Consider the following 22,818-nt stretch of genomic DNA (forward strand, 5'->3'; position numbering starts at 1 on the left):
GCCGCCATGACACAATGCCCCCTCTCCGTACTAATCGTCGAGGACGATCCGGCGCACGCCGAGGCAGTCGCGCGGGCCCTCGAGGACAGTGCCTGCTTCAGCCCACCCCGGATCGCGCAGACCCTGACCGAGGCGCTGCAAGCGATCGCCGCCCAACCGCCGGATGCGGTGATCGCCGACCTCAACCTGGCCGACGGCAAGGCCTACGAGCTGCTCCCCGGCGACCAGCAGGAGATCCGCTACCCGGTGCTGGTGATGACCAGTCAGGGCGATGAGCAGATGGCGGTACAGGCGATGAAGGCCGGCGCCCTCGACTATGTCGTCAAGTCCCCCGAGACCTTCACCCAGATGCCGCGCCTGCTCGAACGGGTATTGCGCGAGTATGGCCACATCACCGAGCGGACCCGCGCCCAAGAGGCGCTACGCGCCTCAGAACGACGCCTCACCGACATCATCAACTTTCTCCCCGACGCCACCTTCGCCGTCGACGCCGAGGGCCGGGTGATCGCTTGGAATCTCGCCGTCGAGCGCATGACCGGAGTCACGCGCGAGCAGATCATCGGCACCGGCGATCAGGCCTATGCCCTGGCCTTCTACGGCAAGCGCCGAGCCCTGCTCGTCGACCTCATCCTCGCCCCAGAGCACCACCCAACCCACCCCTACGACAACCTCCAGCAGCAAGAGGGCGACCAACTCACCGCCGAGGTCTTCAACCCCCATCTCGATCAGGGACGTGGGGTCTACCTGCGCTCGGTCGCCTCGCCGCTACGCGACCCCGAGGGCCGCGTCGTCGGCGCCATCGAGTCGGTGCGCGACATCACCGAACCCAAGCGCGCGCAGCAGGAGATCTTGCGTGCCTATGGCGAGAGTCGTGCCATCACCGAGGCCGTGCACGACACCCTCTACATGGTCGACCTCGAGGGGCGACTGTTGTGGTGGAACAAGCGCGTCGAGGCCGAGACCGGATACGGTCCGGAGACCCTACGCCAGCTACCGCTCGAGCAACTCTTCGTCGCCGCCGACGCGCCCCGGCTCAAGCCGGCGATCGCCGCCGCGCTCAGCCATGGCTATTGCGAGATCGAGGGTCGTACCCAGACCGTCAACGGCATCCGCAGCTACCGCTACAACGGCGTCCCGGTGCGCGACAAACAGGGCGAGGTGATCGGTATCGCCGGGGTCGGCCAGGACATCACCGAGCGCCTCCACGACCAGGAGCGACTACGACTGGCCGCCGCGGTACTCGACAACACCCACGAGGGCATCATGATCACGGACGCCGCCGGCAAGCGGCTGGTGGTGGTCAACCAGGCCTTCACCGAGATCAGTGGCTACAGTGAGACGGAGGCCCTCGAGCACCCCCCGAGCCTACTCAAGTCGGGTCGCCACGACCGTCAGTTCTATCAGGCGATGTGGGCCTCGATCCTGCAGACCGGGCACTGGCAGGGTGAGGTCTGGAACCGTCGGCGCAACGGCGAACTCTTTCCCGCCTGGCTCACCATCAGCCGGGTGCGCAACGAACATGGCGCGACCACCAACTATGTCGGCATCTTCTCCGACATCAGCCAGGTCAAGCAGTCCGAGGCCCGGCTCGAGCACCTCGCCCACTACGACGCACTCACCGACCTGCCCAACCGGCTACTGCTGCTCTCGCGCCTGGAACACGCCATCCATCGCGCCGCGCGCAACGGCCGCAAGGTCGCGGTCCTGTTCATCGACCTCGATCGCTTCAAGAACGTCAACGACAGCCTCGGCCACCCGCTCGGCGACGAGCTGCTGCAGGTCGTCGCCGAGCGACTGCACGCACGTTGCCGCACCGAGGACACCCTCGCGCGCCTCGGCGGCGACGAGTTCGTGTTGGTGCTCGAGTCGATCGAACGCCCCGACGAGGCCGGCAACCTCGCCCAACAGATCATCGAGCTGATGGGCGAGCCCTTCCACCTCTCCGGCGGACGCGAGCTCTATCTCGGCGCGAGCATCGGCATCAGCCTCTATCCCGACAACGGCACCGACACCACCCAGCTGCTGCGCAACGCCGACACCGTGATGTACCAGGCCAAGTCACAGGGGCGAAATACCTACCGCTACTACACCGAGTCGCTCACCCGCGCCGCCAATGCCCGGCTCTCGCTCGAATCACGCCTCAGGCGTGCGCTCGAACGCGAGGAGCTAGTGCTCCACTACCAGCCCCAAGTCGACATGCGCACCTCCCGGGTCACCGGAGTCGAGGCGCTGGTACGCTGGGAGGACCCGGACGCAGGGCTGATCCCCCCCGACCGCTTCATCCCCCTGGCCGAGGAGACCGGGTTGATCATCCCGCTCGGTGCCTGGGTACTGGCCAGCGCCTGTCGCCAGCTCCAGGCCTGGATCGAGGCCGGCGCCCCACCGCTGACCCTGGCAGTCAACCTCTCCAGCCACCAATTCGCCCAACCCGATCTGGCCATGCACATCGGCCACGAACTTCAGCTCACCGGCCTCCCCCCGGAGCTGCTGGAGCTCGAACTCACCGAGAGCACCCTGATGCAGCACGACCGCCGCGGCATGGAGACCTTGGAGGCGCTGCGCGCGCTCGGCATCGCCCTCTCGATCGACGACTTCGGCACCGGTTACTCCTCGCTGGCCTATCTCAAGCAACTGCCGATCGACAAACTCAAGATCGACAAGAGCTTCGTGCAGGGCATCCCCGAGGACCGCAACGATGCCGAGATCGCCGCGACCATCATCGCCATGGCGCGCAACCTCAACCTGCGCGTACTCGCCGAGGGCGTCGAGACCGAGGCCCAGCGCGACTTCCTGCGGCGGGCCGGCTGTGACGCCTACCAGGGCTATCTGTTCAGCCGTCCATTGCCGGGCGCCGCGTTCGCGCGTCAATACCTACGTTGACCCAAGCCGCCCCGCCTACCGCCCCCCTCCCCGGCCAACCACTCGAGCACGAACTCGGCCACCGCCTCCGGGTCATCGAGCGCGAGCCGGGGCGGCGCCGGGGCGGTCAGTGAGGGTCGATCGGTAGCCACGGCGATGATCGCCGGGTCCTCGGGATAGAGCGGTGCGAGCCCGAGCGCGCTGCGATGGACCTCGATCTTGGCATAGTCGGCTTGCTTGAAACCCTCGACCAGCACCAGGTCGAGCCGCCCCGGATCGAGCCGCGCGAGCAGGGTCTCGAGGTCGGGATCGGCGCCCGTCTCCGGAGTCTCGACCATCAGCGCCCAGCGCCAGCGCGAGGCCACCAGCACCTGCTCGGCGCCGGCCGCACGCAGCTCGAAGCTGTCCTTGCCGGGATGATCGACATCGAAACGATGATGGGCATGCTTGAGGCAGCCCACCCGCAGCCCGCGCGCGCGCAGTCGCGGCAATAATCGGCACAACAGGGTGGTCTTGCCAGTGCCGCTGGGGGCGACGAAGCCGAGTACCGGCGGGCTTGCTACTGCCATCGCGTTCACTCCTCGGGACAGCGGTCGTGGGCGGTCGTCTGCGCTTGGACTTTTCCCGGGGGGCAGCGCAGAATGGACCCTCGTCCGGGGCGCAACACCTCGGCCCGGGCGCCCCGCCGCGCCCGGACCATCACCCGATTCTCGACAACGACCGCAAGGACCTCATGGCTCAGTACATTTACACGATGAACCGGGTCGGCAAGATCGTGCCGCCCAAGCGTACCATCCTGCGTGACATCTCCCTGTCCTTCTTCCCCGGCGCCAAGATCGGCGTGCTCGGCCTCAACGGCGCGGGCAAGTCGACCCTGCTCAAGATCATGGCCGGGCTCGACACCGAGATCGAGGGCGAGGCGCGTCCGCAGCCGGGGATCAAGGTCGGGTATCTGCCCCAAGAACCGCAGCTCGACCCCGACAAGGACGTACGCGGCAACGTCGAGGAGGCGCTCGCCCACATCAAGGAAGCGAGCGAACGTCTCGAGGCGGTCTACGCCGCCTATGCCGAGCCCGACGCCGACTTCGACGCCCTCGCCCAAGAGCAGGCCGAGCTCGAGAACCTGCTCGAGGCCAGCGGCGGTCACAACCTCGACCACACCCTTGAGGTCGCCGCCGAGGCGCTGCGTCTGCCGCCCTGGGAGGCCGATGTCACCAAGCTCTCCGGCGGCGAGCGCCGCCGCGTGGCGCTGTGCCGGCTGTTGCTGTCGAGCCCCGACATGTTGCTGCTCGACGAGCCGACCAACCACCTCGACGCCGAGTCGATCGCCTGGCTCGAGCGTTTCCTCCACGACTACCCCGGCACCGTGGTCGCGGTCACTCACGACCGCTACTTCCTCGACAACGTCGCCGGCTGGATCCTCGAGCTCGATCGTGGTCACGGCATCCCCTGGGAGGGTAACTACTCGAGCTGGCTGGAGCAGAAGGAAAAGCGCCTGGAACTCGAGCAGAAGCAGGAGCAGGCGCGCATCAAGACCATGAAGCAGGAGCTCGACTGGGTACGCAGCAACCCCAAGGGCCGTCACGCCAAGAGCAAGGCACGCTTGGCCCGGTTCGAGGAACTGCAGTCGCAGGAGTTCCAGTCGCGCAACGAGACCAACGAGATCTACATCCCGCCGGGCCCGCGGCTCGGCGACCTGGTGATCGAGGCCGAGGGGCTGCGCAAGGGCTACGGCGAGCGACTGCTCTACGACAACCTCTCGTTCAACCTGCCCAAGGGCGGCATCGTCGGCGTGATCGGTCCCAACGGCGCGGGCAAGACCACGCTGTTTCGCATCCTCACCGGACAGGAACAGCCCGATGCCGGCACCCTGCGCATCGGCGAGACGGTCGACATCGCCTGCGTCGACCAGAGCCGCGACACCCTCGACGACAGCAAGACGGTGTGGGAGGAGATCTCCGACGGCGCCGACAACATCGTCGTCGGTCGCTACGAGATGCCCTCACGCGCCTACTGCAGCCGCTTCAACTTCAAGGGCTCCGATCAGCAGAAGCGCATCGGTGACCTCTCCGGCGGTGAGCGCAACCGCGTCCACCTGGCCAAGCTGCTCAAGCGCGGCGGCAACCTGTTGCTGCTCGACGAGCCGACCAACGACCTCGACGTCGAGACCCTGCGCGCGCTCGAGGAGGCACTGCTCACTTTCCCCGGCTGCGCCGTGGTGATCAGCCACGACCGCTGGTTCCTCGACCGCATCGCCACCCACATCCTCGCCTTCGAGGGTGACTCGCAGGTGACCTGGTTCGAGGGCAACTACGCCGACTACGAGGCCGACCGTCACCGCCGACTCGGCACCGACGCCGACCAGCCCCACCGCATCAAGTACCGCAAGCTCTCGGCCTGACCCGCCCCGGCGCCGCCCCGGCGGCGCCGGTCGTCCGGGCAGATCCGACCCCGGGTGCCCGTCCATCTGCACAGGCGCCGCCACCCCAGGAATGCCCATGTCCGAACTCGAACACCTCTTCGCCCGCGCCGAGACCCTGATCGAGCGTCTCGAGCGGGTGCTCGTCCCCCACACCCCGACACCCGACTGGTCGGCCCACGCCTACCTCTGGCGCCGGCGCGGCGACCACGGCGGCGAGCTGCAGGCACTGCCCGCGCCGCACCGGCTCGCGCTCGACGACCTGCTCGGGCTGGAGCGGCAAAAGCAGGAGATCCTGCGCAACACCGAGCAGTTCCTCGCCGGGCGCAGCGCCAACAACGTGCTGCTGTGGGGCTCGCGCGGCACCGGTAAGTCATCGCTGATCAAGGCCGTGTTCAATACGCTGCGCGAACAGGGCCTGCGGCTGATCGAGGTCGACCGCGACGACCTGCTACAGCTGCCCGACATCCTCGCGCTGATCCGCGATCGCCCCGAACGCTTTATCCTGTTCTGCGACGACCTTTCCTTCGAGCCCGGCGAGTCGAGCTACAAGGCGCTCAAGGCCGCGCTCGACGGCTCGATCGCCGCCACCCCCGAGAACCTGCTGATCTACGCCACCTCCAACCGCCGCCACCTGCTGCCCGAGTTCCACTCCGAGAACCGCGAGGCCCGGGTGGTCGACGGCGAGCTGCACCACGGCGAGTCGGTCGAGGAGAAGATCTCGCTGTCCGATCGCTTCGGGCTGTGGGTCTCCTTCCACCCCTTCGACCAGGCGCAATACCTGGCGGTGGTGCGCCATTGGCTGGAACGACTGGGGTCGATGGGGGGGAGCGACGACTGGCCGACGATCGAGCAGGCCGCACTGCAATGGGCACTACGACGCGGCTCGCGCAGCGGACGCACCGCCTGGCAGTTCGCGCGCGACTGGGCGGGGCGGCAACCGACGCCAGCAGAATGAGCAGCTGCCTGCACCACCGGTTCGGGGGATAATCGCGCTGCGAACCACGCTACGGAGACCTCGCATGAGACACACCAGTCCGCTGTACGTCGCCCTCCTCGCCCTCGGTCTGCCACTGAGCGTAAGCGCAACCGAGGATCCGGTGATCGAGCAACTCGAGGCGGCCGCGACGGCCTACGAGGAAAACAGCCTGCGCGGCGCCATCGGTCATCTCGAGGCGGCCATCGCCGAGATCCAGGAACAGATCGGCGCCAACCTGCTCAAGCTGCTGCCCGAGCCGTTGGATGGCTGGCGGGCCGATGAGGCCGTGGCCGAGTCCGGAGGCATGGCGAGCATGATCACCGGCACCCACCTGAGCCGTCGCTACACCCGCGAGGACGGCGCCGAGATCACACTCAACCTGATGGCCGACTCACCGATGATGCCGATGCTGACCATGGCGCTGTCGATGCCGATGATGATGCAGGGCAACCCCGACCTCAAACCCTACGCCCTCGCCGGGCATCGCGGCATGGTCGAGCATGCCGCCGACAGCGAGGACTACGAGATCACGTTGATGGTCGGCGCCCGACTGGTGATCCAGGCCCAGGGGTCGGGGCTGGATGACAAGGGTGCGCTCGAGGCCTATCTCGAACGGCTCGATCTCGACGCCATCGAGGCGGCCCTAGGCGACTGATCGCGGGGCCATGCTGCGGGCGTGTGGCGCGCCGCAGCATGCGGTCTCAGCGCAGCACGCTGGCGTCCAACCCACCGAACAGACCACCAAGCGCCGCGGCCATGCCACCACCGAGTCGCTCGGCGAAGGAATCGAGCAGGTCGCGTTTCTGGGTGTAGTCGACCACGGCCTCGGTGCCGAGCTGCTCGCGCGCCACCGTCCCGGCGCTCGCCAGACCATCGATCAGGCCCAGTTCGAGGGCCTGCTCGCCACTCCAGAACAACCCGCTGAAGAGTTCGTCGCCGCCCTGGAGGCGATCGCCACGCCCCGTCTTGACGACCTCGATGAACTGCTGGTGCAGGGTGTCGAGCACGCCCTGGATGAAGACGCGCTGCGACTCGGGCAGCGGCGAGAAGGGATCGAGGATGCCCTTGTTGGCACCGGCGGTGAGCAGCCGGCGCTCGATACCGAGATCGGCGAGCAGGCGATCGAGCCCGAAGCTACCGATACGCACCCCGATCGAGCCGACCAGGCTGGCCTTGTCGGCATAGATGGCATCGGCGCCGACGGCGACGTAATAGCCCCCCGAGGCACAGAGATCGGCGGCCACCGCATACACCGGCAGATCGTCGCCGTCATGGGCCTCGCGATACTCGACCTTGAGCCTGCCGATCTCGTCGTTGATGTAGCCGGCCTGCACCGGGCTGCCGCCGGGGCTGTTGATGCGCAGGATCACCCCCTCGACCTGATCGTTGTCGAAGGCCTTGCGCAACGCCCTGACCACCCGATCGGCGCTGGCCTCGGTGTCGGCGGCGATCACCCCGTCGATGTCGATCAACGCCGCATGAGGCTCGGTCACCGCCATACGCCGATCCCAATCCCGTACCGAGGCGGCCACCACCAGCCCCACCAGATAGGCCAGGATCAGCAGCTTGAGCACCAGCCCCCAGCGCCGTGAGCGACGCCGCTCGCGCATGTAATCGAGCGCCAGCTGGTTGATCAGCGCCCGCTCCCAGCCGGGTTGGTCGGGATCGGGCATCGCTGTCTTGCGCCACCGTCTCCAGAATCGCCACTGCATCGTTCAGTCTCCGTGCTGTTTTCAGTTCTCGCTCGTGGTGCGTGCGGCAAGCCACCCCGGGATCGCGCTCAACCTATCGATACAGGCCAGCGGCTGGTGCGCAAGCAACCGCTCCGGGGCATGCACGCCGTAGCTCACCGCCAGCCCCGCCACCCCGGCGTTGCGCGCCATCTGCATGTCGAACTCGGTGTCGCCGATCATCAGCGTCTCCTCGGCGGTGGCGCCGAGTTCGTCCATCAGCTCGAAGAGCATCTGCGGGTGGGGCTTGGAGAAGGTCTCATCGGCACAACGGGTGGCGTGGAAGAAGCCGCTGAGCCCGGTCTCGCGCAGCGACTTATCGAGCCCGGCGCGACTCTTGCCGGTGGCCACCGCCAGCCGACAGCCGCGCTCGGTCAACGTCGAGAGCACCTCGACGGCGCCCGCGAACAGCGCCGAGGCGTTCGGGGTGGCGCCGAGGAAGCGACGCCGGTAGGCGAGGATCAGCGCCTCATAGATCTCGGGCTCAGCCCCCGGCAGCAGCTCCCGCGTGCCCCGCTCCAGGCTCAGTCCGATGATCTCGCGCGCGGCCTCGCGCGGGGGCGGCTCCAGCCCCAGCTCGACGAAGGCACGCTGCATGCAATCGACGATATGGGCCTCGGAATCCATCAGGGTGCCATCCCAGTCGAAAACGATCAGCTCGAAACTCACGCGCGCTCCTCCAGTGCGTCCAACAACCCCTGCAGCGTCTCCGGTAAGGGGGCCTCGACGTGCAACGGTCGGTTCATGTACTCGGCACGGAAACTCAGGGCCGCCGCGTGCAAGAACAAGCGATCGAGCCCGAGCGCCTTGAGCTCCCGGTTCCAGGTGTCGTCACCGTACTTGGGATCCCCGGCGAGGGGGGCCCCGAGATGGGTGGCATGGACGCGGATCTGATGCGTCCGGCCGGTGATCAGGGTGGCCTCGACCAGGGTCGCTATCCGCGACCCGGCCTGGAAGCGGCGCAGCCGGCGAAAACGGGTACGCGCTGGCTTGCCCTCGACCGGATCGACGCTGACCATACGCTCGCCCCCGCGCAGCACGTTCTTGCACAGCGGCGCATCGACGGTCATCTCGGCGTGTGGCAACTCGCCACCGATCAGCGCCAGATAGCGCTTCTCCACCCCACCCTCGCGCATCATCCGGTGCAGCTCACGCAGTGCGCTGCGCCGCTTGGTCACCACCAGACAGCCCGAGGTATCGCGATCGAGCCGGTGCACCAGCTCGAGTTCGCGACCGGGGTGGAGCTGGCGCAGCGATTCGATCAGCCCGAAGCTCAGCCCACTGCCGCCGTGCACTGCCAGCCCCGAGGGCTTGTCGATCACCAGCAGACGGTTGTCCTCGTAGAGCACCGCACCCTCGAGCCGGCTCAGCCAGCCCGCGGGCGCGCGCGCCGGGGCGCGCTGCTCGGGCAGGCGCAGCGGCGGGATACGCACCATGTCGCCGGCGCGCAGCCGGTGATTGGCCTTGACCCGCCCCTTGTTCACCCGCACCTCTCCACGACGGAGTATGCGATAGAGATGGCTGCGCGGGACGCCCTTGATGAAACGGAGCAGAAAGTTATCGACACGCTGTCCGTCGGACTCGGCATCGACGCGGACCAGACGCGGCCCGGTATCCGCGCCGCCCTTGGCCAGCGCGGGATCTGGATGGGGATCTGGTGGACTCAAAGGGGATAGCCTTGCCTTGTTGGCTCAATTGATGCTAATAGTCTTCGCTGCTACCATGAATCGCTTGCGCTGGCCTGTGGAATATCGATCATTCCCGGAGCGGCGAGCGCAGCTGAAGGTTGGTCCGCGTCCACTCGAAACCGGCCGGGACGTTGCCTTCGCGCCGGAAGCCGTCTTTCGACATCTTAACCACGCCTGCCCGAGGGCAGCATGGGGTATGGCGCGCGGACTCGAGCAGCGAGCAATCGCGCATTCTACACCCTCTGCGTTCCGCGCGCCGTGCGTCAAGGCAGGCCAACGCATCCGGCACCATCCGCGCCGCTCCGAATACCTCCCCCTCCACGCGGACGGGGACAAGAACCCGCGGGCGCCCGCCAGCGTCCGTCAACGATAGTTCATGCGCGCGTGCCCGTTCCGGGTCCCGTCTGGAGGCGACCGAACGGACAGTGCTGATGCCGTCGGATCCTTGCTCACCGTGGGACGAACGGCAACGCGCCGAGCCGCCCCCAGGTCAGCCACCGGGGGTCCGCGGCGAACCGTCCCCCACGACGGGACACGCGCCGTGGTGAGAGAAGGAACAACATGAAAAGAATGCTGATCAACGCAACTCAGCCGGAAGAGTTGCGCGTCGCGACCGTCGACGGTCAACTGCTCTACAATCTCGACATCGAATCCCCCGGCCGGGAACTGAAAAAGGCCAACATCTACAAGGGCACCATTACCCGCGTCGAGCCCAGCCTCGAGGCCGCCTTCGTCGACTATGGTGCCGAACGCCACGGCTTCCTCCCCCTCAAAGAGATCGCCCGCGCCTACTTCGAGCCCGACTCGGTCAAGCCCGGATCGCGCATCAACATCAAGGACGCGGTGCGCGAGGGCCGCGAGGTGGTGGTGCAGATCGACAAGGAGGAGCGCGGCAACAAGGGCGCGGCGCTCACCACCTTCATCTCGCTGGCCGGGCGCTATCTGGTGCTGATGCCCAACAACCCGCGCGCCGGCGGGGTGTCGCGTCGCATCGAGGGCCAGGATCGCAGCGAACTGCGCGATGCCATGAGCCAGCTCGAGATCCCCGAGGACATGGGCCTGATCGTGCGCACCGCCGGGGTCGGCAAGAGCGTCGAGGAGCTGCAGTGGGATCTCGACTATCTGCTGCAGCTGTGGAAGGCGATCGAGACCTCCGGCGAGCAGCGCAAGGCACCCTTCCTGATCTATCAGGAGAGCGATGTCATCATCCGCTCGATCCGCGACTATCTGCGCGCCGACATCGGCGAGATCGTCATCGACGACCCCGCCGTCTACGAACGCGCCGAGACCTTCATCCGTCAGGTAATGCCGCAGAACATCAAGAAGCTGCGCCGCTACGACGACGAGGTGCCGCTGTTCACCCGCTACCAGATCGAGAGCCAGATCGAGTCGGCGTTCCAGCGTGAGGTGCGCCTGCCCTCGGGCGGCTCGATCGTGATTGACCACGGCGAGGCGCTCACCGCCATCGACATCAATTCGGCGCGCGCCACCAAGGGCGCCGACATCGAGGAGACGGCACTCAACACCAACCTCGAGGCGGCCGATGAGATCGCCCGCCAACTGCGATTGCGTGACCTCGGTGGGCTGTTCGTGATCGACTTCATCGACATGACCCCACCGAAGAACCAACGCGAGGTCGAGAACCGGTTGCGCGAGGCGCTCAAGCAGGACCGCGCCCGCGTCCAGGTGGCGCGGATCTCGCGCTTCGGCCTGCTGGAGATGTCGCGCCAGCGGCTGCGCCCCTCGCTCGGCGAATCGAGCCAGCAGGTCTGTCCACGCTGCAAGGGCCAGGGCACCATCCGCGGCGTCGAGTCGCTGGGGCTGTCGATCCTTCGCGTGATCGAGGAGGAGGCGATGAAGGACAACACCCAGCGCATCCTCGCCCACCTGCCGGTCAGCGTCGCCACCTTCCTGCTCAACGAGAAGCGCCGCACCATCGTCGACATCGAGCACCGTCAACAGGTCGAGATCCTGCTGCTGCCCAATGAGCACCTGCTCACCCCCGACTACCAGATCGAGCGCATCCGCACCCAGGACGTCACCAAGCAGGACGAGGGCCGACAGAGCTACGAGATCGCCGCCACACCGCCCGAGGCGGAGGCCGACTCACGCTACACCCGCCTGACCACACCACCACGTATCGAGGAACCGGCGGTCAAGCAGGTCACCCCTGCGACCCCGGCCCCCCAACACCACCAGCGCCCGGCCCAGCGCAGCACCCCCAAGACCCCGGTGGGCCTGCAGGGAGCGACGCCCAGCGAACCCGAGGGCCTGCTCAAACGTATCTGGAGTGGTCTGTTCGCCCCGCGCCAGGTCGACGGCAGCAGCGCCCCCCAGGGCACGTCGTCGTCACAGCCCAAGGCAGGCAACGCCAACCGCAACGACCCGCGTGATCGCAACGACAACGCCAACAACAAGAGCCGCGAGCGCAAGCGCCCGAGCCCGGAGGGCCGCGGTGGCGAAGGCGATGAGGGGGGGCGAGGGGGTCGCAACGGCGACAACCGCAACCGGCGCGGTAGCGCCACCCGCAATCGTCCCCGTCGCAACGGCAACGACAACGGCACCCGCAGCAACAAGGGCAAGGGTGACGACGAGCGCAACCGCGACGCCCAACCACCACATCAAGGCGCCGAGGCCACGCCCGCTCAGGAGCAACCCCGACAGGCGCCTGCTGCCGGTGTGAACGAACAGCAACCCCAGGGTAGCGGCGAGGGGGCAGCGCAAGAGGGTAACAACGAACGACCGCGCTCGGCCCGGCGGCGACGCGGCGGGCGCAACCGACGCCGCACCAACCCGACCGGCGGCAACAACGAGTCGCAGACCAGCACGGGCCACGAGCAGGCCAACGGCAAGGCTCAGCCTCGCACCGAAAAGCTCGAGGAGCAGACGGCCGAGACGGCATCATCGCGCTCGACGACGACTAGCGAGACCAAGCCCGAGACCACGGCGCTGCTGCCGCCCGCCACCGCGGCCGAGTCACCCCGTCCCGCCACCGCAGACACGACCGGCACCGCCAAGGCCGCCAGCGACCACGGGGCGGCGGCCGTACCGAGGGCGCAAACCGGCGACGAGCGCGCCAACGCCAAGCCCCGGCAGCAGACACGCGCCACCGAGTCAAGCACGGCACAGCCGAGCGAGACCAAGCCCGCAGCGGCCAAGCCCCAGCCGGCCGACGCCGCACCCAGTGCCGCGCCCAAGGCCCCGGCGAGCGAGACCAAGCCCGCGGCGGCTAAGCCCCAGCCGGCCGACACCGCACCCAGTGCCGCGCCCAAGGCCCCGGCGAGCGAGACCAAGCCCGCGGCGGCTAAGCCCCAGCCGGCCGACGCCGCACCCAGTGCCGCGCCCAAGGCCCCGGCGAGCGAGACCAAGCCCGCGGCGGCTAAGCCCCAGCCGGCCGACGCCGCACCCAGCGCCGCGCCCAAGGCCCCGGCGAGCGAGGCCAAGCCCGCGGCGGCCAAGCCCCAGCCGGCCGACGCCGCACCCAGCGCCGCGCCCAAGGCCCCGGCGAGCGAGGCCAAGCCCGCGGCGGCCAAACCCCAGCCGGCCGACGCCGCACCCAGTGCCGCGCCCAAGGCCCCGGCGAGCGAGACCAAGCCCGCGGCGGCCAAGCCGCAATCGGCCGGCAGCACGACCGACACGCCCCCCAGTCCGCCAGCGAGCGGTCGCGAACGTATCGCACAGAAAGGCGGAGACTGAGGTCGCGATCGTCACCTCGTGCGTGCTAGGGTCCGCCCTGTTGCGGTCACCCTGAACCCGTGCGGGTCGTCGACGACGACCCGCACGCATGCACCACTGGAGCCTGCGCGCACGCCCTGCAGCAGTGCTCGGGCAGAGGACGGACGATGTTCAGACTCTTCTTCTCCAGCCAACTGCACCTTCTCGGGCTCGCCCTGCGTGCCCTCGTCCCCAGGCGCGGCGCCGGTTGGGCCGGCTACATCCGCCCCCTGCTGATGCTCGGCTTCGTGCCGCTGTTCGCCCTGATCCAGCTCATCCACTGGCTCGGGCTAGCACTCGACGAGCTGCTCTACCCTGACTATCGCCAGGTCCAGGTCCGCGAGCCACTGTTCGTCCTCGGGGTGCCACGCAGCGGCACCACCCATCTCCACCGGGTGCTGGCCAAGGACCCCGGCTTCACCACCTTCACCACCTGGGAGTGTTTGTTCGCGCTCTCGATCAGCGCCCGGCGCTTCTGGCTCGGGCTCGGTCGCCTCGATGCCCGGCTCGGCGCCCCGCTCGCCCGGGTGCTGCGTTGGAGCGAGCGTCACGTCTTCGGCGCCCTCGATGCGATCCACAGCATGCGTCTCGACGACCCCGAGGAGGACTATTTCGCACTGCTGCCGGCGCTCGCCTGCTTCATCCTCGTCCTCCCCTTCCCCGATTCGACGCGACTATGGCGCATGGGCACCTTCGACCGCGACATGCCCGAGCCGCTGCGCAGCCGCCTCCTCGAGCACTACCACCGCTGCCTGCAGCGCCACCTCTACGTCCATGGCCAGGACAAGCGTCTGCTGTCGAAGAATGCCGCCTTCGCCCCGCTCGCCGGGGCGCTGCGCGCGCGCTATGCCGACGCGCGCTTCGTGGTCTGTCTGCGCGCCCCGCAGCAGACCCTCCCCTCACAGCTGAGCGCGATCGCCGGCGGCGCCACGCTGTTCGGCGCCGCCGCCATCGCGCCTGCGCTCGAGCGCCGCATGACCGAACAACTCGGCTTCTACTACCACAATCTCGAACGAGTCCTCGCCGAGGTCCCGCGCCAGCGCTGTGCCTGGGTGAGCATGGAGCAGCTACGCGAGCGGCTCGGCCCGAGCATCGAGGCCATCTACCGTCAGCTCGGCCTCGCCCTGGAGGCCGACTACCGCGCCCGGCTCCAGGCGCATCAGCACCATGCCCGCCGCTATCGCAGCGCACACCAGTACAGCCTCGCACAGTTCGGGCTCGATGCCGCGCGCATCGAACACGACCTTGGTGCCTGTTACCGACGCCTGCACGCCCGCACCATCGACGTCGAGGCCACGAGTACGACCGCTGTCAGCGCCGTCGACCACACGCGAGCCACGGAAACCGCGTTGCCATGCTGAGTCCCCAACGCCCACACCAGCCGCCCCTCCCCCAGTCGTCTCGTCCGATCGACGCCTCACGGCTGCGCGTGGCCATCCTCTCCGACGCCGCACCCGAGCGTAACGGGGTCGGCGCCTACTATCGCGACCTCGCCGACCATCTGCGCGCCGCCGGCGCCCGGGTCGAGTTGATTGCACCACGCTATCGCCACGGCAGCTGGCACGGCGGACTGACCTTCCCGCTCCCCGGCGACCCCACCCAGAGGCTACTGGTCCCCTCCTGGCCGCTGGTCAGTGGGCGACTGCGCCGACTGCGGCCCAACGCCATCGTCGTGCCCACCCCCGGCCCCTTCGGCATGCTCGGCATGCACCTAGCTGGGCGGCGTGAGATCGCCCTGGTGGTCGGTTTCCACACCCACTTCGAGGCACTCACCGACCTCTTCCCCGAGTGGAGCGGCCTGCGCGCGCGCGTGGCCAACGCCTATCTCGGCACCTGTCACCGCATGCTGTTTCGCCGCAGCCAGCTGGTGCTCGCCAACTCCCACGAGATGGTCGAGGTGGCGCGACGCATCGGCGCCAACCGCGCCGCGCTGATGGCCACGCCGATCGCCAAGCGCTTCCTCGACCAACCGCCACGCCCCATCTCGCCGCAGTTCAGACGGGTCTTGTTCGCCGGCCGGTTGGCCCCGGAGAAGAATCTCGAGAGCGTGGTCGAGGCCGCGCGCCAGCTCCCCGAGATCGAGTTCCTGGTCGCCGGTGACGGGCCGCTGCGCCCCTGGCTCGAACAACGCTGCCTCGAACATCCCAACCTCAAGCACCTCGGCTGGGTGCGACGCGGCCAGATCATGGCCCTGCTCGACTCGGTCGATGCCCTGGTGCTTCCCTCCCGGGTCGAGTCCTTCGGTACCATCGCACTCGAGGCGATGGCGCGCGCTCGCACCGTGGTGGTTTCCTCGGCATGCGGTATCCTCAGCTGGGAGTTGCTCGGGCGCGGGCTACACGCCATCGGCGAGGACGAGACCCTCGCCGACACCCTGGCACGGCTGCGCGACCTCGATCCGGCGTTGCGCGAGCGCAAGGCTCGGCTGGCGCGAGCGGCGGCGATCGAGATCAACCGCCGCAACCTTCAACACTGGCTATCGGTACTCTCCGGCGATCATGGACACAGCGTCGACATGCGCGACTGACGACACCCCCAGGACCCTGGTCTCGGTGCACGACGTAATGCCCGAGACCCTGCCCCAGGTCGAGCGCCTGCTTGCCCTGCTCGAGGCCGAACGGGTCTACCCGGTCACCCTGCTGGTGGTCCCCGGCGGGGACTGGGACGAGGCGGCGATCACGCGGCTGCACCAATGGCAACAGCGCGGCTACGAGCTGGCCGGACACGGTTGGCACCATCGTGTCGCCAGCTATGGCGGCTGGTACCATCGCCTGCACGCCCGGCTCGTCTCGCGCGATGTCGCCGAACACCTGGCACTCGACGCCGCGGGCATCAGCACCCTGGTCCAGCGCTGCCATGCCTGGTTCGGTGAACAGGGGCTGGAGGCGCCCGGACTCTATGTCCCGCCAGCCTGGGCGATGGGCCGGATCGCACGCTCGGCGCTCGCCGAGCTGCCATTCGAGCGCTATGAGTACCTCTCCGGGATCCTCTCGGCCGAAAGCGGACTGTTCGAACCGGTACCGATGCTCGGCTACGAGGCCGATACCCCGGGGCGCGCCCGCGCCATCGGGCTGTGGAACCGCCTCAACCGCAGTCGGGCGCGGGCCCGCGGCTGGCTGCGCATCGGCATCCACCCGCACGACCTCGAACTGCACCTGGCCGAATCGCTGCGGCGCGATCTACGCCACTACCGCCATCACAGCCGTTACGGCGCACTCACCGAACGCCGCCCCGAGCGCGACGGCGCCGAGGTCACAGAAAACGCGCGTTGAGGTCGTCGAACAACCCGCGCGCGGCCGCCTCGACCATGTCGAAGACCTGATCGAAGCCGCGCCGACCACCGTAGTAGGGATCGGGCACCTCGCGCTGCGAGTAATCCGGGGCGAAGTCCATGAACAGCCCCAGGCGCGACTCCAGCCCGGGCGGGCAGAGCGCGGCGAGATGCGCGTAGTTGTCCTGATCCATCGCCAACACATAGTCGAAGCGCTCGAAGTCCTCGGCGCCGACGCAACGCGCGCGCAGGTCATCGATGTCGATGCCACGGGCGCGCGCCGTCTCGCTGGCACGCCGATCCGGGCGGTTACCGACGTGATAGGCATGAGTGCCGGCCGAGTCGATCTCGACCAGGTGCTCGACCCCTTGGGTACGCACCAGTTGGCGAAACACCCCGTGAGCAGTCGGCGAGCGACAGATATTGCCCATGCAGACGAACAGGATCCTGGCCTTGATCTCGCGTTTCACCTCGCGACTCCTCCATCACTGACTGACACCGCCCCGATCATAGCAGCGCCCGGCGCCGGACTCAGTCGCCGGTGCGCTCACGCCTGAGCCGCTGCGCCTCGCGCTGGCGCGCCTGGGCGGCGCCCTGGCGCTCGAGGCGCAACCGCCAGCCGCCGCTGTCGCGCGCCGGGGCGTCAAGGGATGGAGAGGCGGCACGCGACTCACGCCGCAGCGACTGCCAGGCGCGCCGCTCATCCTGGCGCTGCTCGAGCAGCCGCGTGCCCGGCTGCCGGGTCGGCGCCGGGCGGCGCCCGGCGGGCTCGCGGGCGACGCCCTCGAGTCGCAACCAGCCGCCGGCGCCAGTGGCCTGCGCGGCACCGACCGCAGCAGCATCGGCCCCGGCCACAGGCATGGCCACGCCCCAGACGAACGCGGCGCCGAGGCCATGGATGATCAGTGCTCGCTTGGACATGGTCTTGATCTCCCGTCACAACGCCCGGTCATAGACCCTGACCTGGGGGCGCGAGACACGACTGGAAAGCGCGCCCCCACGACGCCATCATCGAGCCAGGGACAGACACGGCACGGAGGCCGAGACGACGGCGACAGCCCACTCAGGAGGCGCAATGCACACCAGACCCACGACCCCACAGGGCAGGCACGACCGCGAGGCGCTGCTGCACCAGGTCCGCACATTGCTCGGGCGCCGCTGTCGGCTGCGCGGCACCTCCTGGCGACTGATCGACCTGCTCCCCGGCGAGGAGTTGCTGATCCTCGAGTCCGACGACGAACACGCCGCCGAGATCCAGGCCGACCAGTACGGCCGTCCGCGCCAGCGGCGCAACACCCTGCTACAGGTACCGCTGTTCGACCGTCACCGCTGCCCCTCGGCACCGCTGCGCGAGCTGCTCGACACCCTCACGCCCGCCATCGGCCGGCGGCACTGAACACATCCGTGCGTTCAACCGTCCTCGTGCATCCACGCCTCGGCACGCCCCAGGTCCTCACGGGTGTCGACCCCAGGCCCCGGGGTGCGCTCGGCGATACCGACATGGATGCGCTCACCGTGCCACAGCACGCGTAGCTGCTCGAGCGACTCGGCGACCTCGAGCGGCGCCGGCGGCCAGGCGAGGTAGCGCTCGAGGAACCCGGCGCGATAGGCATAAAGCCCGATGTGACGGAGGAAGGTCACCGACTCGGGCAGGCTTGCGCGGCTGCCGAGGAACTCGTCGCGATGCCACGGCAGCGGCGCGCGCGAGAAGTAGAGCGCGAAGCCTTTGACATCGGTCACCACCTTCACCACGTGCGGATCGAACAGCGCCTCGACCCGCCGGATCGGCGAGGCCAGGGTCGCCATCCCCGCGCCCTCGCACCCGGCCAGGTCGCTGGCGACCTGGTCGATCAGCGCCGCCGGCATGCAGGGCTCATCGCCCTGCAGGTTGACCACCACGGTGTCGGCCTCCCAACCACGCGTAGCGATCACCTCAGCGACCCGCTCGGTACCGCTACGGTGCTCCGTCGCGGTCAGCTGGGTCGCGGCGCCGAGCCCGGCACAGGCCTCGAGGATGCGCGCGTCATCGCTCGCCACCACCACCTCGTCGGCACCGCTGGCGCAGGCCCGCGCCACCACGTGCCGGATCATCGGCTCCCCGGCGATCTCCAGCAGCGGCTTGCCCGGCAGCCTGGAGGAACCGTAACGCGCCGGAATCACCACCTTGAAACCCTTAGCCATGCCTCTTCACCCTTGCCAGTCGAGTCAACAGCCCCGCCAGCGAGTCGGCATCGAACTCGGCCGCGACGGGGACATACCAGTGATCACCGCCACCGAACCGGGCGCACTTGACCGCGTCCTTCTCGGTCATCAGCACCGGCCCCGCGGGCCAGGCCGCGACCTCGGCGGCAGTGAAGTCGTGATGATCGGGATAGGGGCGCGGGTCGAGCACCAGACCGTGCGCCTCGAGCATGGCGAAGAAGCGGTCGGGATTGCCGATCCCCGCCACCGCGCACACCCGCTGCCCCCGGAAGGCCGCCAACGGACGGCTGCGCCCGGTGCCGTCGAGCGCCAGTGCCGCGCCCGGCACCAGCTGCATCCGCCCGGCCCCCGGCGGCGCCGCGGCGCCGTTGTAAAGCACCAGGTCGACCGTCTCGAGCCGGCGCGGCGGCTCGCGCAGCGGCCCGGCCGGCAGACAGCGCCGGTTGCCGAGACCACGGCGGCCGTCGACTACGGCGATCTCGATATCGCGCGCCAGACGGTAGTGCTGCAATCCGTCGTCGGTGAGCAACAGGTCGCAGTCGCAGTGGGCGAGCGCGAAGCGCCCCGCCGCCACCCGATCGGCACCGACCACCACCGGGCAGCCGGCGTGGCGCGCGAGCAGCAGCGGCTCGTCACCGACCTGCTCGGGGACATCGCCCGGCGTGACCCGGCGCACCCCGTCCTCGCGCCGGCCATAGCCGCGGGTGAGGATCGCCGGTCGCCAGCCCTGCTCACGCAGCCACCGCGCCAAGGCGATCACCGCCGGGGTCTTGCCAGTACCGCCGACACTGAGGTTACCGACCACCACCACCGGCACCGGCAACCGCGTGCTCGCCAACCAGCCGCGCCGGAAGCCCAACCGTCGCAGCATGGCGAGCACGCAGTAGAGCGCACCGAGCGGGGCGAGTAGCATGCCGAGCCAGTGCCGGGCGTACCAGACACGGTCTGGATCGATCCAGCGCATCAGTCCTCGGCCGCGAGACCGTCGTGGAACTGCAGCCGGTGCAGCCGCGCGTAATAGCCGTTGCGCTCGAGCAGCGCCTGATGGCTGCCCTGCTCGACGATGCGCCCGGCATCAAGCACGAGGATGCGGTCGGCGCGCTCGATGGTCGAGAGCCGATGAGCGATCATCAGCGTGGTGCGCTCCTCCATCAGCTCCTGCAGCGCGGCCTGGATGTGGCGCTCGGCCTCGGTATCGAGCGCCGAGGTCGCCTCGTCGAGGATCAGGATGGGGGCGTCCTTGAGCATCGCGCGGGCGATCGCCAGACGCTGGCGCTGACCGCCCGAGAGCAACACGCCCCGATCCCCCACCACGGTGTCGAAGCCCTGCGGCAGGGCGCGGATGAACTCCAGCGCGTGCGCGCTCTCGGCGACCTGCTCGAGCCGCTCGCGGCTCGGCGGCTCGGCTTGGCCATAGGCGATGTTGTTAGCGATGGTGTCGTTGAACAGCACCACGTCCTGGGTGACCAGCGAGATCTGACGGCGCAACGAGCCCAGGGAGAGGTCGCGGATCGGCGTGCCGTCGATCAGGATCTCGCCCTCGCTGGGGTCGTAGAAGCGCGGCAACAGGCTGGCGATGGTGCTCTTGCCGCTGCCCGAACGCCCGACCAGGGCGATCTTCTCGCCCGGGGCGACGCTCAGCTCCAGCTCGCGGATCGCCGGCGGCTTGTCGGGGCTGTAGCGATGGGTGACGCCGCGATACTCGATGCGTCCGGCGACCCGCTCAACCTCGCCGCGCCCGCGATCGTCCTCTTCCTCTGCGTCGAGCAGCTCGAACAGGCTCTCGGCGGCGATGATGCCGCGCTGCAGATGGGCGTTGACCGAGGTCAGACGCTTGACCGGCGGCAGCAGCAGCGCCATGGCGACGATGAAGGACATGAAGGTGCCGACCGAGATGTTGTCCTGCAGCCCCTGCATGGTCGAGAGATAGACGATCACCGCGATCGCCATCGCCGAGATCAGCTGCACCAGCGGCACACTCGCCGCCTCGGTGGCGATCATCTTCATCTGCAGCGAACGGGTCTTCTCGTTGATCGCGCCGAAGTGACGCGCCTCGCGCGCCTGACCGCCGAAGGCCTTGACCACCCGATGGCCGTCGATCACCTCCTGGGCGACATGGGTGAGCTCACCGACACGGTCCTGGATGCGCTTGCTGTGACGGCGAAAGCGCTTGGTCGCGTACTTGATGGCGCCGGCCATCAACGGACCGATGAGCAGGAAGATCACCGACAGCTCGGCGTCGAGATAGAGCATGTAGGCCATCAGCCCGAGCACGGTGAAGCCGTCGCGCACCAGGGTGGTGACCGCCGAGGTCGCGGCGGTGGCGACGTTCTCGACGTTATAGGTGAGCTTGGCGAGCAGATGGCCCGAGCCGGTGTTGTCGAAATAGCGCGTCGGCGCACGCAGCAGGTGCTCGAACATCTGCTGACGCAGATCGGCCACCACCCGCCGCCCGACCCAGCTCAGACAGTAGTTGTTGATGAAGCCGGCGATGCCGCGACCGAGGAAGAGCGCCACCAGCAGGATCGGCATCATCCGCACCACGGTCTCGTCGCGCTCGACGAAGCTGCCGTCGATCAACGGCTGCATCATCGCCGCGAACAGCGGCTCGGTGATCGCAAAGGCGAGCATGCCGACGATGGAGACGGAGAACATCCGCCAGTAGGGGCGGACGTAGCCGAGCAGGCGGCGATAGATCGCGCTGGCCTTGGCCGGCGCTGCAGCGGGTGACTCGCTCATGGCGCCTCCTGATTGCGGGTCGCGGCGAAGGCGACCTGATTGAGTCCTTCGCGCGCGGTGGCATCGAGCGCAGTCATCACCGCCTGGTGTGGGGTCTTGGCGTCGGCCTGGATCAGCACCGGCGCGGAACCACGCCCGGCGAGATGGCTGCGGATCGCCCGCGCCAGGGTCGCGGCATCATCACCGAGCACGCGTTGTTCGCCGATGAAGAAGGTGCCCTCGGCATCGATCACCAAGGTCAGGGTCTCGGGCGGCTCCTCGGCCGGGGCCGGTGCGCCATCGGCCTCGGGCAACTGTACTCGCAGCCGCGCCTCGTCCTTGAAGCTGGTCGAGACCATGAAGAAGATCAACAGCAGGAAGACCACGTCGATCAACGGCGTCAGGTTGATATCGATCGCCGCCTTGCGTTGGGGGCGCAGATTCATGCCGCCCCCTCCACGGTATCCTCACGCTCACCCTTGATCACCTCGATCAGGCGCAGAGCCAGCTCCTCCATGTCGACCACCAGACGTGAGACACGATTGTCGTAGAAGCGATGGAACATCAACGTCGGGATCGCCACCGCGAGGCCGGCGGCCGTGGTGATCAGCGCCTCAGAGATCCCGCCGGCAAGGACCTCGGGGTCACCGACCCCTGCCTCGACGATCACCGCGAAGACATCGATCATCCCCAGCACCGTCCCCAGCAGGCCGAGCAAGGGAGTCACTGCGGCGATGGTGCCCAGGGTATTGAGGAAGCGCTCCAACTCGACGACCACCTGACGACCGGTCTCGGCGATCGCCTCCTTCATCACCTCTCGCGAGTGCATCCGATTGGCCAGCCCGGCGGCAAGCATGCGCCCCAGCGGCGACCCATAGCGAATCTCCTCGATCTGCGTATCGCTGAGTTGACCGAGGCGATAGAGCTGCCAGATCCGCGCCAACAGCCCCGGCGGCATGATGCGGGTGCGGCGCAACATCCAAGCGCGTTCGATGACGATCGCGGTGGCGACCACGGAGCTGGCGATGATCGGCACCATCAACCAGCCGCCGGCGTACATCAGATCTAGCAAGGGCGAACTCCTCGGCGCAGGCTATGACAAATGACCCCGAACCCGGATGGGCCGAGACCGACCCTTCATGATACTCGAAGCGCTCGACCTCCAGCCATCGGGGCATCGGCCGCCGATACGAACCGCAAAGACCCAAAGAAGACAAAGGATTTAAGTGCGAGCGCTC

At 68.5% G+C, this 22,818-nt stretch carries 20 protein-coding genes; 9 read left to right on the forward strand and 11 right to left on the reverse strand.

Features of this window, described 5'->3' with window-relative positions; all coding sequences use genetic code 11:
* Positions 1 to 6 precede the first annotated feature (6 nt).
* Complete coding sequence (locus HF203_RS02380) at positions 7 to 2,880, forward strand: EAL domain-containing protein (RefSeq protein ID WP_168666224.1); 2,874 nt, start codon at positions 7 to 9, stop codon at positions 2,878 to 2,880.
* On the opposite strand, the gene mobB is transcribed toward HF203_RS02380, so the two are convergent.
* Entirely contained in the window at positions 2,865 to 3,428 is a 564-nt protein-coding gene (gene mobB, locus HF203_RS02385; protein WP_168666226.1) for a molybdopterin-guanine dinucleotide biosynthesis protein B, read from the reverse strand. The two genes, HF203_RS02380 and mobB, sit on opposite strands and share 16 nt — an antisense overlap.
* Positions 3,429 to 3,592: 164 nt before the next feature.
* On the opposite strand from mobB, the gene ettA reads away from it, so the two are divergent.
* From ettA to HF203_RS02400, 3 genes are all read left to right on the forward strand, one after another.
* Entirely contained in the window at positions 3,593 to 5,260 is a 1,668-nt protein-coding gene (gene ettA, locus HF203_RS02390) for an energy-dependent translational throttle protein EttA (RefSeq protein ID WP_168666228.1), read from the forward strand.
* Positions 5,261 to 5,357: 97 nt separating this feature from the next.
* The gene (locus tag HF203_RS02395) at positions 5,358 to 6,236 is read left to right on the forward strand and encodes an ATP-binding protein (protein WP_168666230.1); all 879 of its coding nucleotides are present in this window, start codon (positions 5,358 to 5,360) and stop codon (positions 6,234 to 6,236) included.
* 64 nt (positions 6,237 to 6,300) lie between these two features.
* Positions 6,301 to 6,912 (forward strand): hypothetical protein, encoded by a 612-nt coding sequence (locus HF203_RS02400; RefSeq protein ID WP_168666233.1) that lies wholly within the window; start codon positions 6,301 to 6,303, stop codon positions 6,910 to 6,912.
* A gap of 46 nt (positions 6,913 to 6,958) precedes the next feature.
* On the opposite strand, the gene HF203_RS02405 is transcribed toward HF203_RS02400, so the two are convergent.
* From HF203_RS02405 to HF203_RS02415, 3 genes are read right to left on the reverse strand one after another with little or no spacing between them, the layout of a single operon-like run.
* Positions 6,959 to 7,969: a S49 family peptidase gene (locus tag HF203_RS02405; RefSeq protein ID WP_210424594.1), complete on the reverse strand. Its 1,011-nt coding sequence runs from the start codon at positions 7,967 to 7,969 to the stop codon at positions 6,959 to 6,961.
* Positions 7,970 to 7,990: 21 nt separating this feature from the next.
* Complete coding sequence (locus tag HF203_RS02410; protein WP_168666237.1) at positions 7,991 to 8,656, reverse strand: HAD-IA family hydrolase; 666 nt, start codon at positions 8,654 to 8,656, stop codon at positions 7,991 to 7,993.
* Positions 8,653 to 9,654, reverse strand: coding sequence for an RluA family pseudouridine synthase (locus HF203_RS02415; protein ID WP_210424595.1), 1,002 nt, complete (start codon positions 9,652 to 9,654; stop codon positions 8,653 to 8,655). The genes HF203_RS02410 and HF203_RS02415 overlap by 4 nt, the downstream gene beginning before the upstream one ends.
* Before the next feature lie 582 nt (positions 9,655 to 10,236).
* Here HF203_RS02415 and rne point away from each other — a divergent pair.
* From rne to HF203_RS02435, 4 genes are all read left to right on the forward strand, one after another.
* Positions 10,237 to 13,371, forward strand: a complete 3,135-nt coding sequence (gene rne / locus HF203_RS02420) for a ribonuclease E (protein WP_168666239.1) — start codon at positions 10,237 to 10,239, stop codon at positions 13,369 to 13,371.
* Between the two features lie 146 nt (positions 13,372 to 13,517).
* Complete coding sequence (locus HF203_RS02425) at positions 13,518 to 14,750, forward strand: sulfotransferase (protein ID WP_168666241.1); 1,233 nt, start codon at positions 13,518 to 13,520, stop codon at positions 14,748 to 14,750.
* Positions 14,744 to 15,916: a glycosyltransferase gene (locus HF203_RS02430; protein ID WP_168666243.1), complete on the forward strand. Its 1,173-nt coding sequence runs from the start codon at positions 14,744 to 14,746 to the stop codon at positions 15,914 to 15,916. Before HF203_RS02425 ends, HF203_RS02430 begins: the two co-directional genes overlap by 7 nt.
* Positions 15,917 to 15,941: 25 nt before the next feature.
* Positions 15,942 to 16,661: a DUF2334 domain-containing protein gene (locus HF203_RS02435; protein ID WP_343043864.1), complete on the forward strand. Its 720-nt coding sequence runs from the start codon at positions 15,942 to 15,944 to the stop codon at positions 16,659 to 16,661.
* Here the strand turns inward: HF203_RS02435 and HF203_RS02440 are convergent.
* Positions 16,642 to 17,130 (reverse strand): low molecular weight protein-tyrosine-phosphatase, encoded by a 489-nt coding sequence (locus tag HF203_RS02440; protein WP_425483189.1) that lies wholly within the window; start codon positions 17,128 to 17,130, stop codon positions 16,642 to 16,644. The genes HF203_RS02435 and HF203_RS02440 overlap by 20 nt on opposite strands.
* A gap of 61 nt (positions 17,131 to 17,191) precedes the next feature.
* Positions 17,192 to 17,581, reverse strand: coding sequence for a hypothetical protein (locus HF203_RS02445; protein WP_168666247.1), 390 nt, complete (start codon positions 17,579 to 17,581; stop codon positions 17,192 to 17,194).
* A gap of 154 nt (positions 17,582 to 17,735) precedes the next feature.
* Here HF203_RS02445 and HF203_RS02450 point away from each other — a divergent pair, with 154 nt between their 5' ends.
* Entirely contained in the window at positions 17,736 to 18,056 is a 321-nt protein-coding gene (locus tag HF203_RS02450) for a hypothetical protein (protein WP_168666249.1), read from the forward strand.
* Positions 18,057 to 18,070: 14 nt separating this feature from the next.
* On the opposite strand, the gene kdsB is transcribed toward HF203_RS02450, so the two are convergent.
* From kdsB to HF203_RS02475, 5 genes are read right to left on the reverse strand one after another with little or no spacing between them, the layout of a single operon-like run.
* Positions 18,071 to 18,841 carry a 3-deoxy-manno-octulosonate cytidylyltransferase gene (gene kdsB, locus HF203_RS02455; protein WP_168666251.1) on the reverse strand — a complete coding sequence of 257 codons (771 nt, stop codon included), beginning with the start codon at positions 18,839 to 18,841 and terminating at the stop codon, positions 18,071 to 18,073.
* Complete coding sequence (gene lpxK, locus HF203_RS02460) at positions 18,834 to 19,826, reverse strand: tetraacyldisaccharide 4'-kinase (RefSeq protein WP_168666253.1); 993 nt, start codon at positions 19,824 to 19,826, stop codon at positions 18,834 to 18,836. Before lpxK ends, kdsB begins: the two co-directional genes overlap by 8 nt.
* Positions 19,826 to 21,601, reverse strand: coding sequence for a lipid A export permease/ATP-binding protein MsbA (msbA, locus tag HF203_RS02465; protein ID WP_168666255.1), 1,776 nt, complete (start codon positions 21,599 to 21,601; stop codon positions 19,826 to 19,828). The genes lpxK and msbA overlap by 1 nt, the downstream gene beginning before the upstream one ends.
* Positions 21,598 to 22,026 (reverse strand): ExbD/TolR family protein, encoded by a 429-nt coding sequence (locus tag HF203_RS02470; RefSeq protein WP_168666257.1) that lies wholly within the window; start codon positions 22,024 to 22,026, stop codon positions 21,598 to 21,600. Before HF203_RS02470 ends, msbA begins: the two co-directional genes overlap by 4 nt.
* Complete coding sequence (locus tag HF203_RS02475) at positions 22,023 to 22,652, reverse strand: MotA/TolQ/ExbB proton channel family protein (RefSeq protein ID WP_168666259.1); 630 nt, start codon at positions 22,650 to 22,652, stop codon at positions 22,023 to 22,025. Before HF203_RS02475 ends, HF203_RS02470 begins: the two co-directional genes overlap by 4 nt.
* Between the last annotated feature and the right edge of the window lie 166 nt (positions 22,653 to 22,818).

The sequence above is a fragment of the Marichromatium bheemlicum genome, assembly GCF_012276755.1.
Classification (GTDB): Bacteria; Pseudomonadota; Gammaproteobacteria; order Chromatiales; family Chromatiaceae; genus Marichromatium; species Marichromatium bheemlicum.

Excerpts from the sequence above, each read along its gene's own strand:
- HF203_RS02445 (WP_168666247.1), bottom strand. The coding sequence starts at position 17,581 with ATGTCCAAGCGAGCACTGATCATCCATGGCCTCGGCGCCGCGTTCGTC.
- HF203_RS02405 (WP_210424594.1), bottom strand. The coding sequence starts at position 7,969 with ATGCAGTGGCGATTCTGGAGACGGTGGCGCAAGACAGCGATGCCCGAT.
- HF203_RS02470 (WP_168666257.1), bottom strand. The coding sequence starts at position 22,026 with ATGAATCTGCGCCCCCAACGCAAGGCGGCGATCGATATCAACCTGACG.
- lpxK (WP_168666253.1), bottom strand. The coding sequence starts at position 19,826 with ATGCGCTGGATCGATCCAGACCGTGTCTGGTACGCCCGGCACTGGCTC.
- msbA (WP_168666255.1), bottom strand. The coding sequence starts at position 21,601 with ATGAGCGAGTCACCCGCTGCAGCGCCGGCCAAGGCCAGCGCGATCTAT.
- rne (WP_168666239.1), top strand. The coding sequence starts at position 10,237 with ATGAAAAGAATGCTGATCAACGCAACTCAGCCGGAAGAGTTGCGCGTC.
- HF203_RS02400 (WP_168666233.1), top strand. The coding sequence starts at position 6,301 with ATGAGACACACCAGTCCGCTGTACGTCGCCCTCCTCGCCCTCGGTCTG.
- HF203_RS02380 (WP_168666224.1), top strand. The coding sequence starts at position 7 with ATGACACAATGCCCCCTCTCCGTACTAATCGTCGAGGACGATCCGGCG.
- HF203_RS02425 (WP_168666241.1), top strand. The coding sequence starts at position 13,518 with ATGTTCAGACTCTTCTTCTCCAGCCAACTGCACCTTCTCGGGCTCGCC.
- HF203_RS02430 (WP_168666243.1), top strand. The coding sequence starts at position 14,744 with ATGCTGAGTCCCCAACGCCCACACCAGCCGCCCCTCCCCCAGTCGTCT.
- ettA (WP_168666228.1), top strand. The coding sequence starts at position 3,593 with ATGGCTCAGTACATTTACACGATGAACCGGGTCGGCAAGATCGTGCCG.
- mobB (WP_168666226.1), bottom strand. The coding sequence starts at position 3,428 with ATGGCAGTAGCAAGCCCGCCGGTACTCGGCTTCGTCGCCCCCAGCGGC.
- HF203_RS02450 (WP_168666249.1), top strand. The coding sequence starts at position 17,736 with ATGCACACCAGACCCACGACCCCACAGGGCAGGCACGACCGCGAGGCG.
- HF203_RS02395 (WP_168666230.1), top strand. The coding sequence starts at position 5,358 with ATGTCCGAACTCGAACACCTCTTCGCCCGCGCCGAGACCCTGATCGAG.
- kdsB (WP_168666251.1), bottom strand. The coding sequence starts at position 18,841 with ATGGCTAAGGGTTTCAAGGTGGTGATTCCGGCGCGTTACGGTTCCTCC.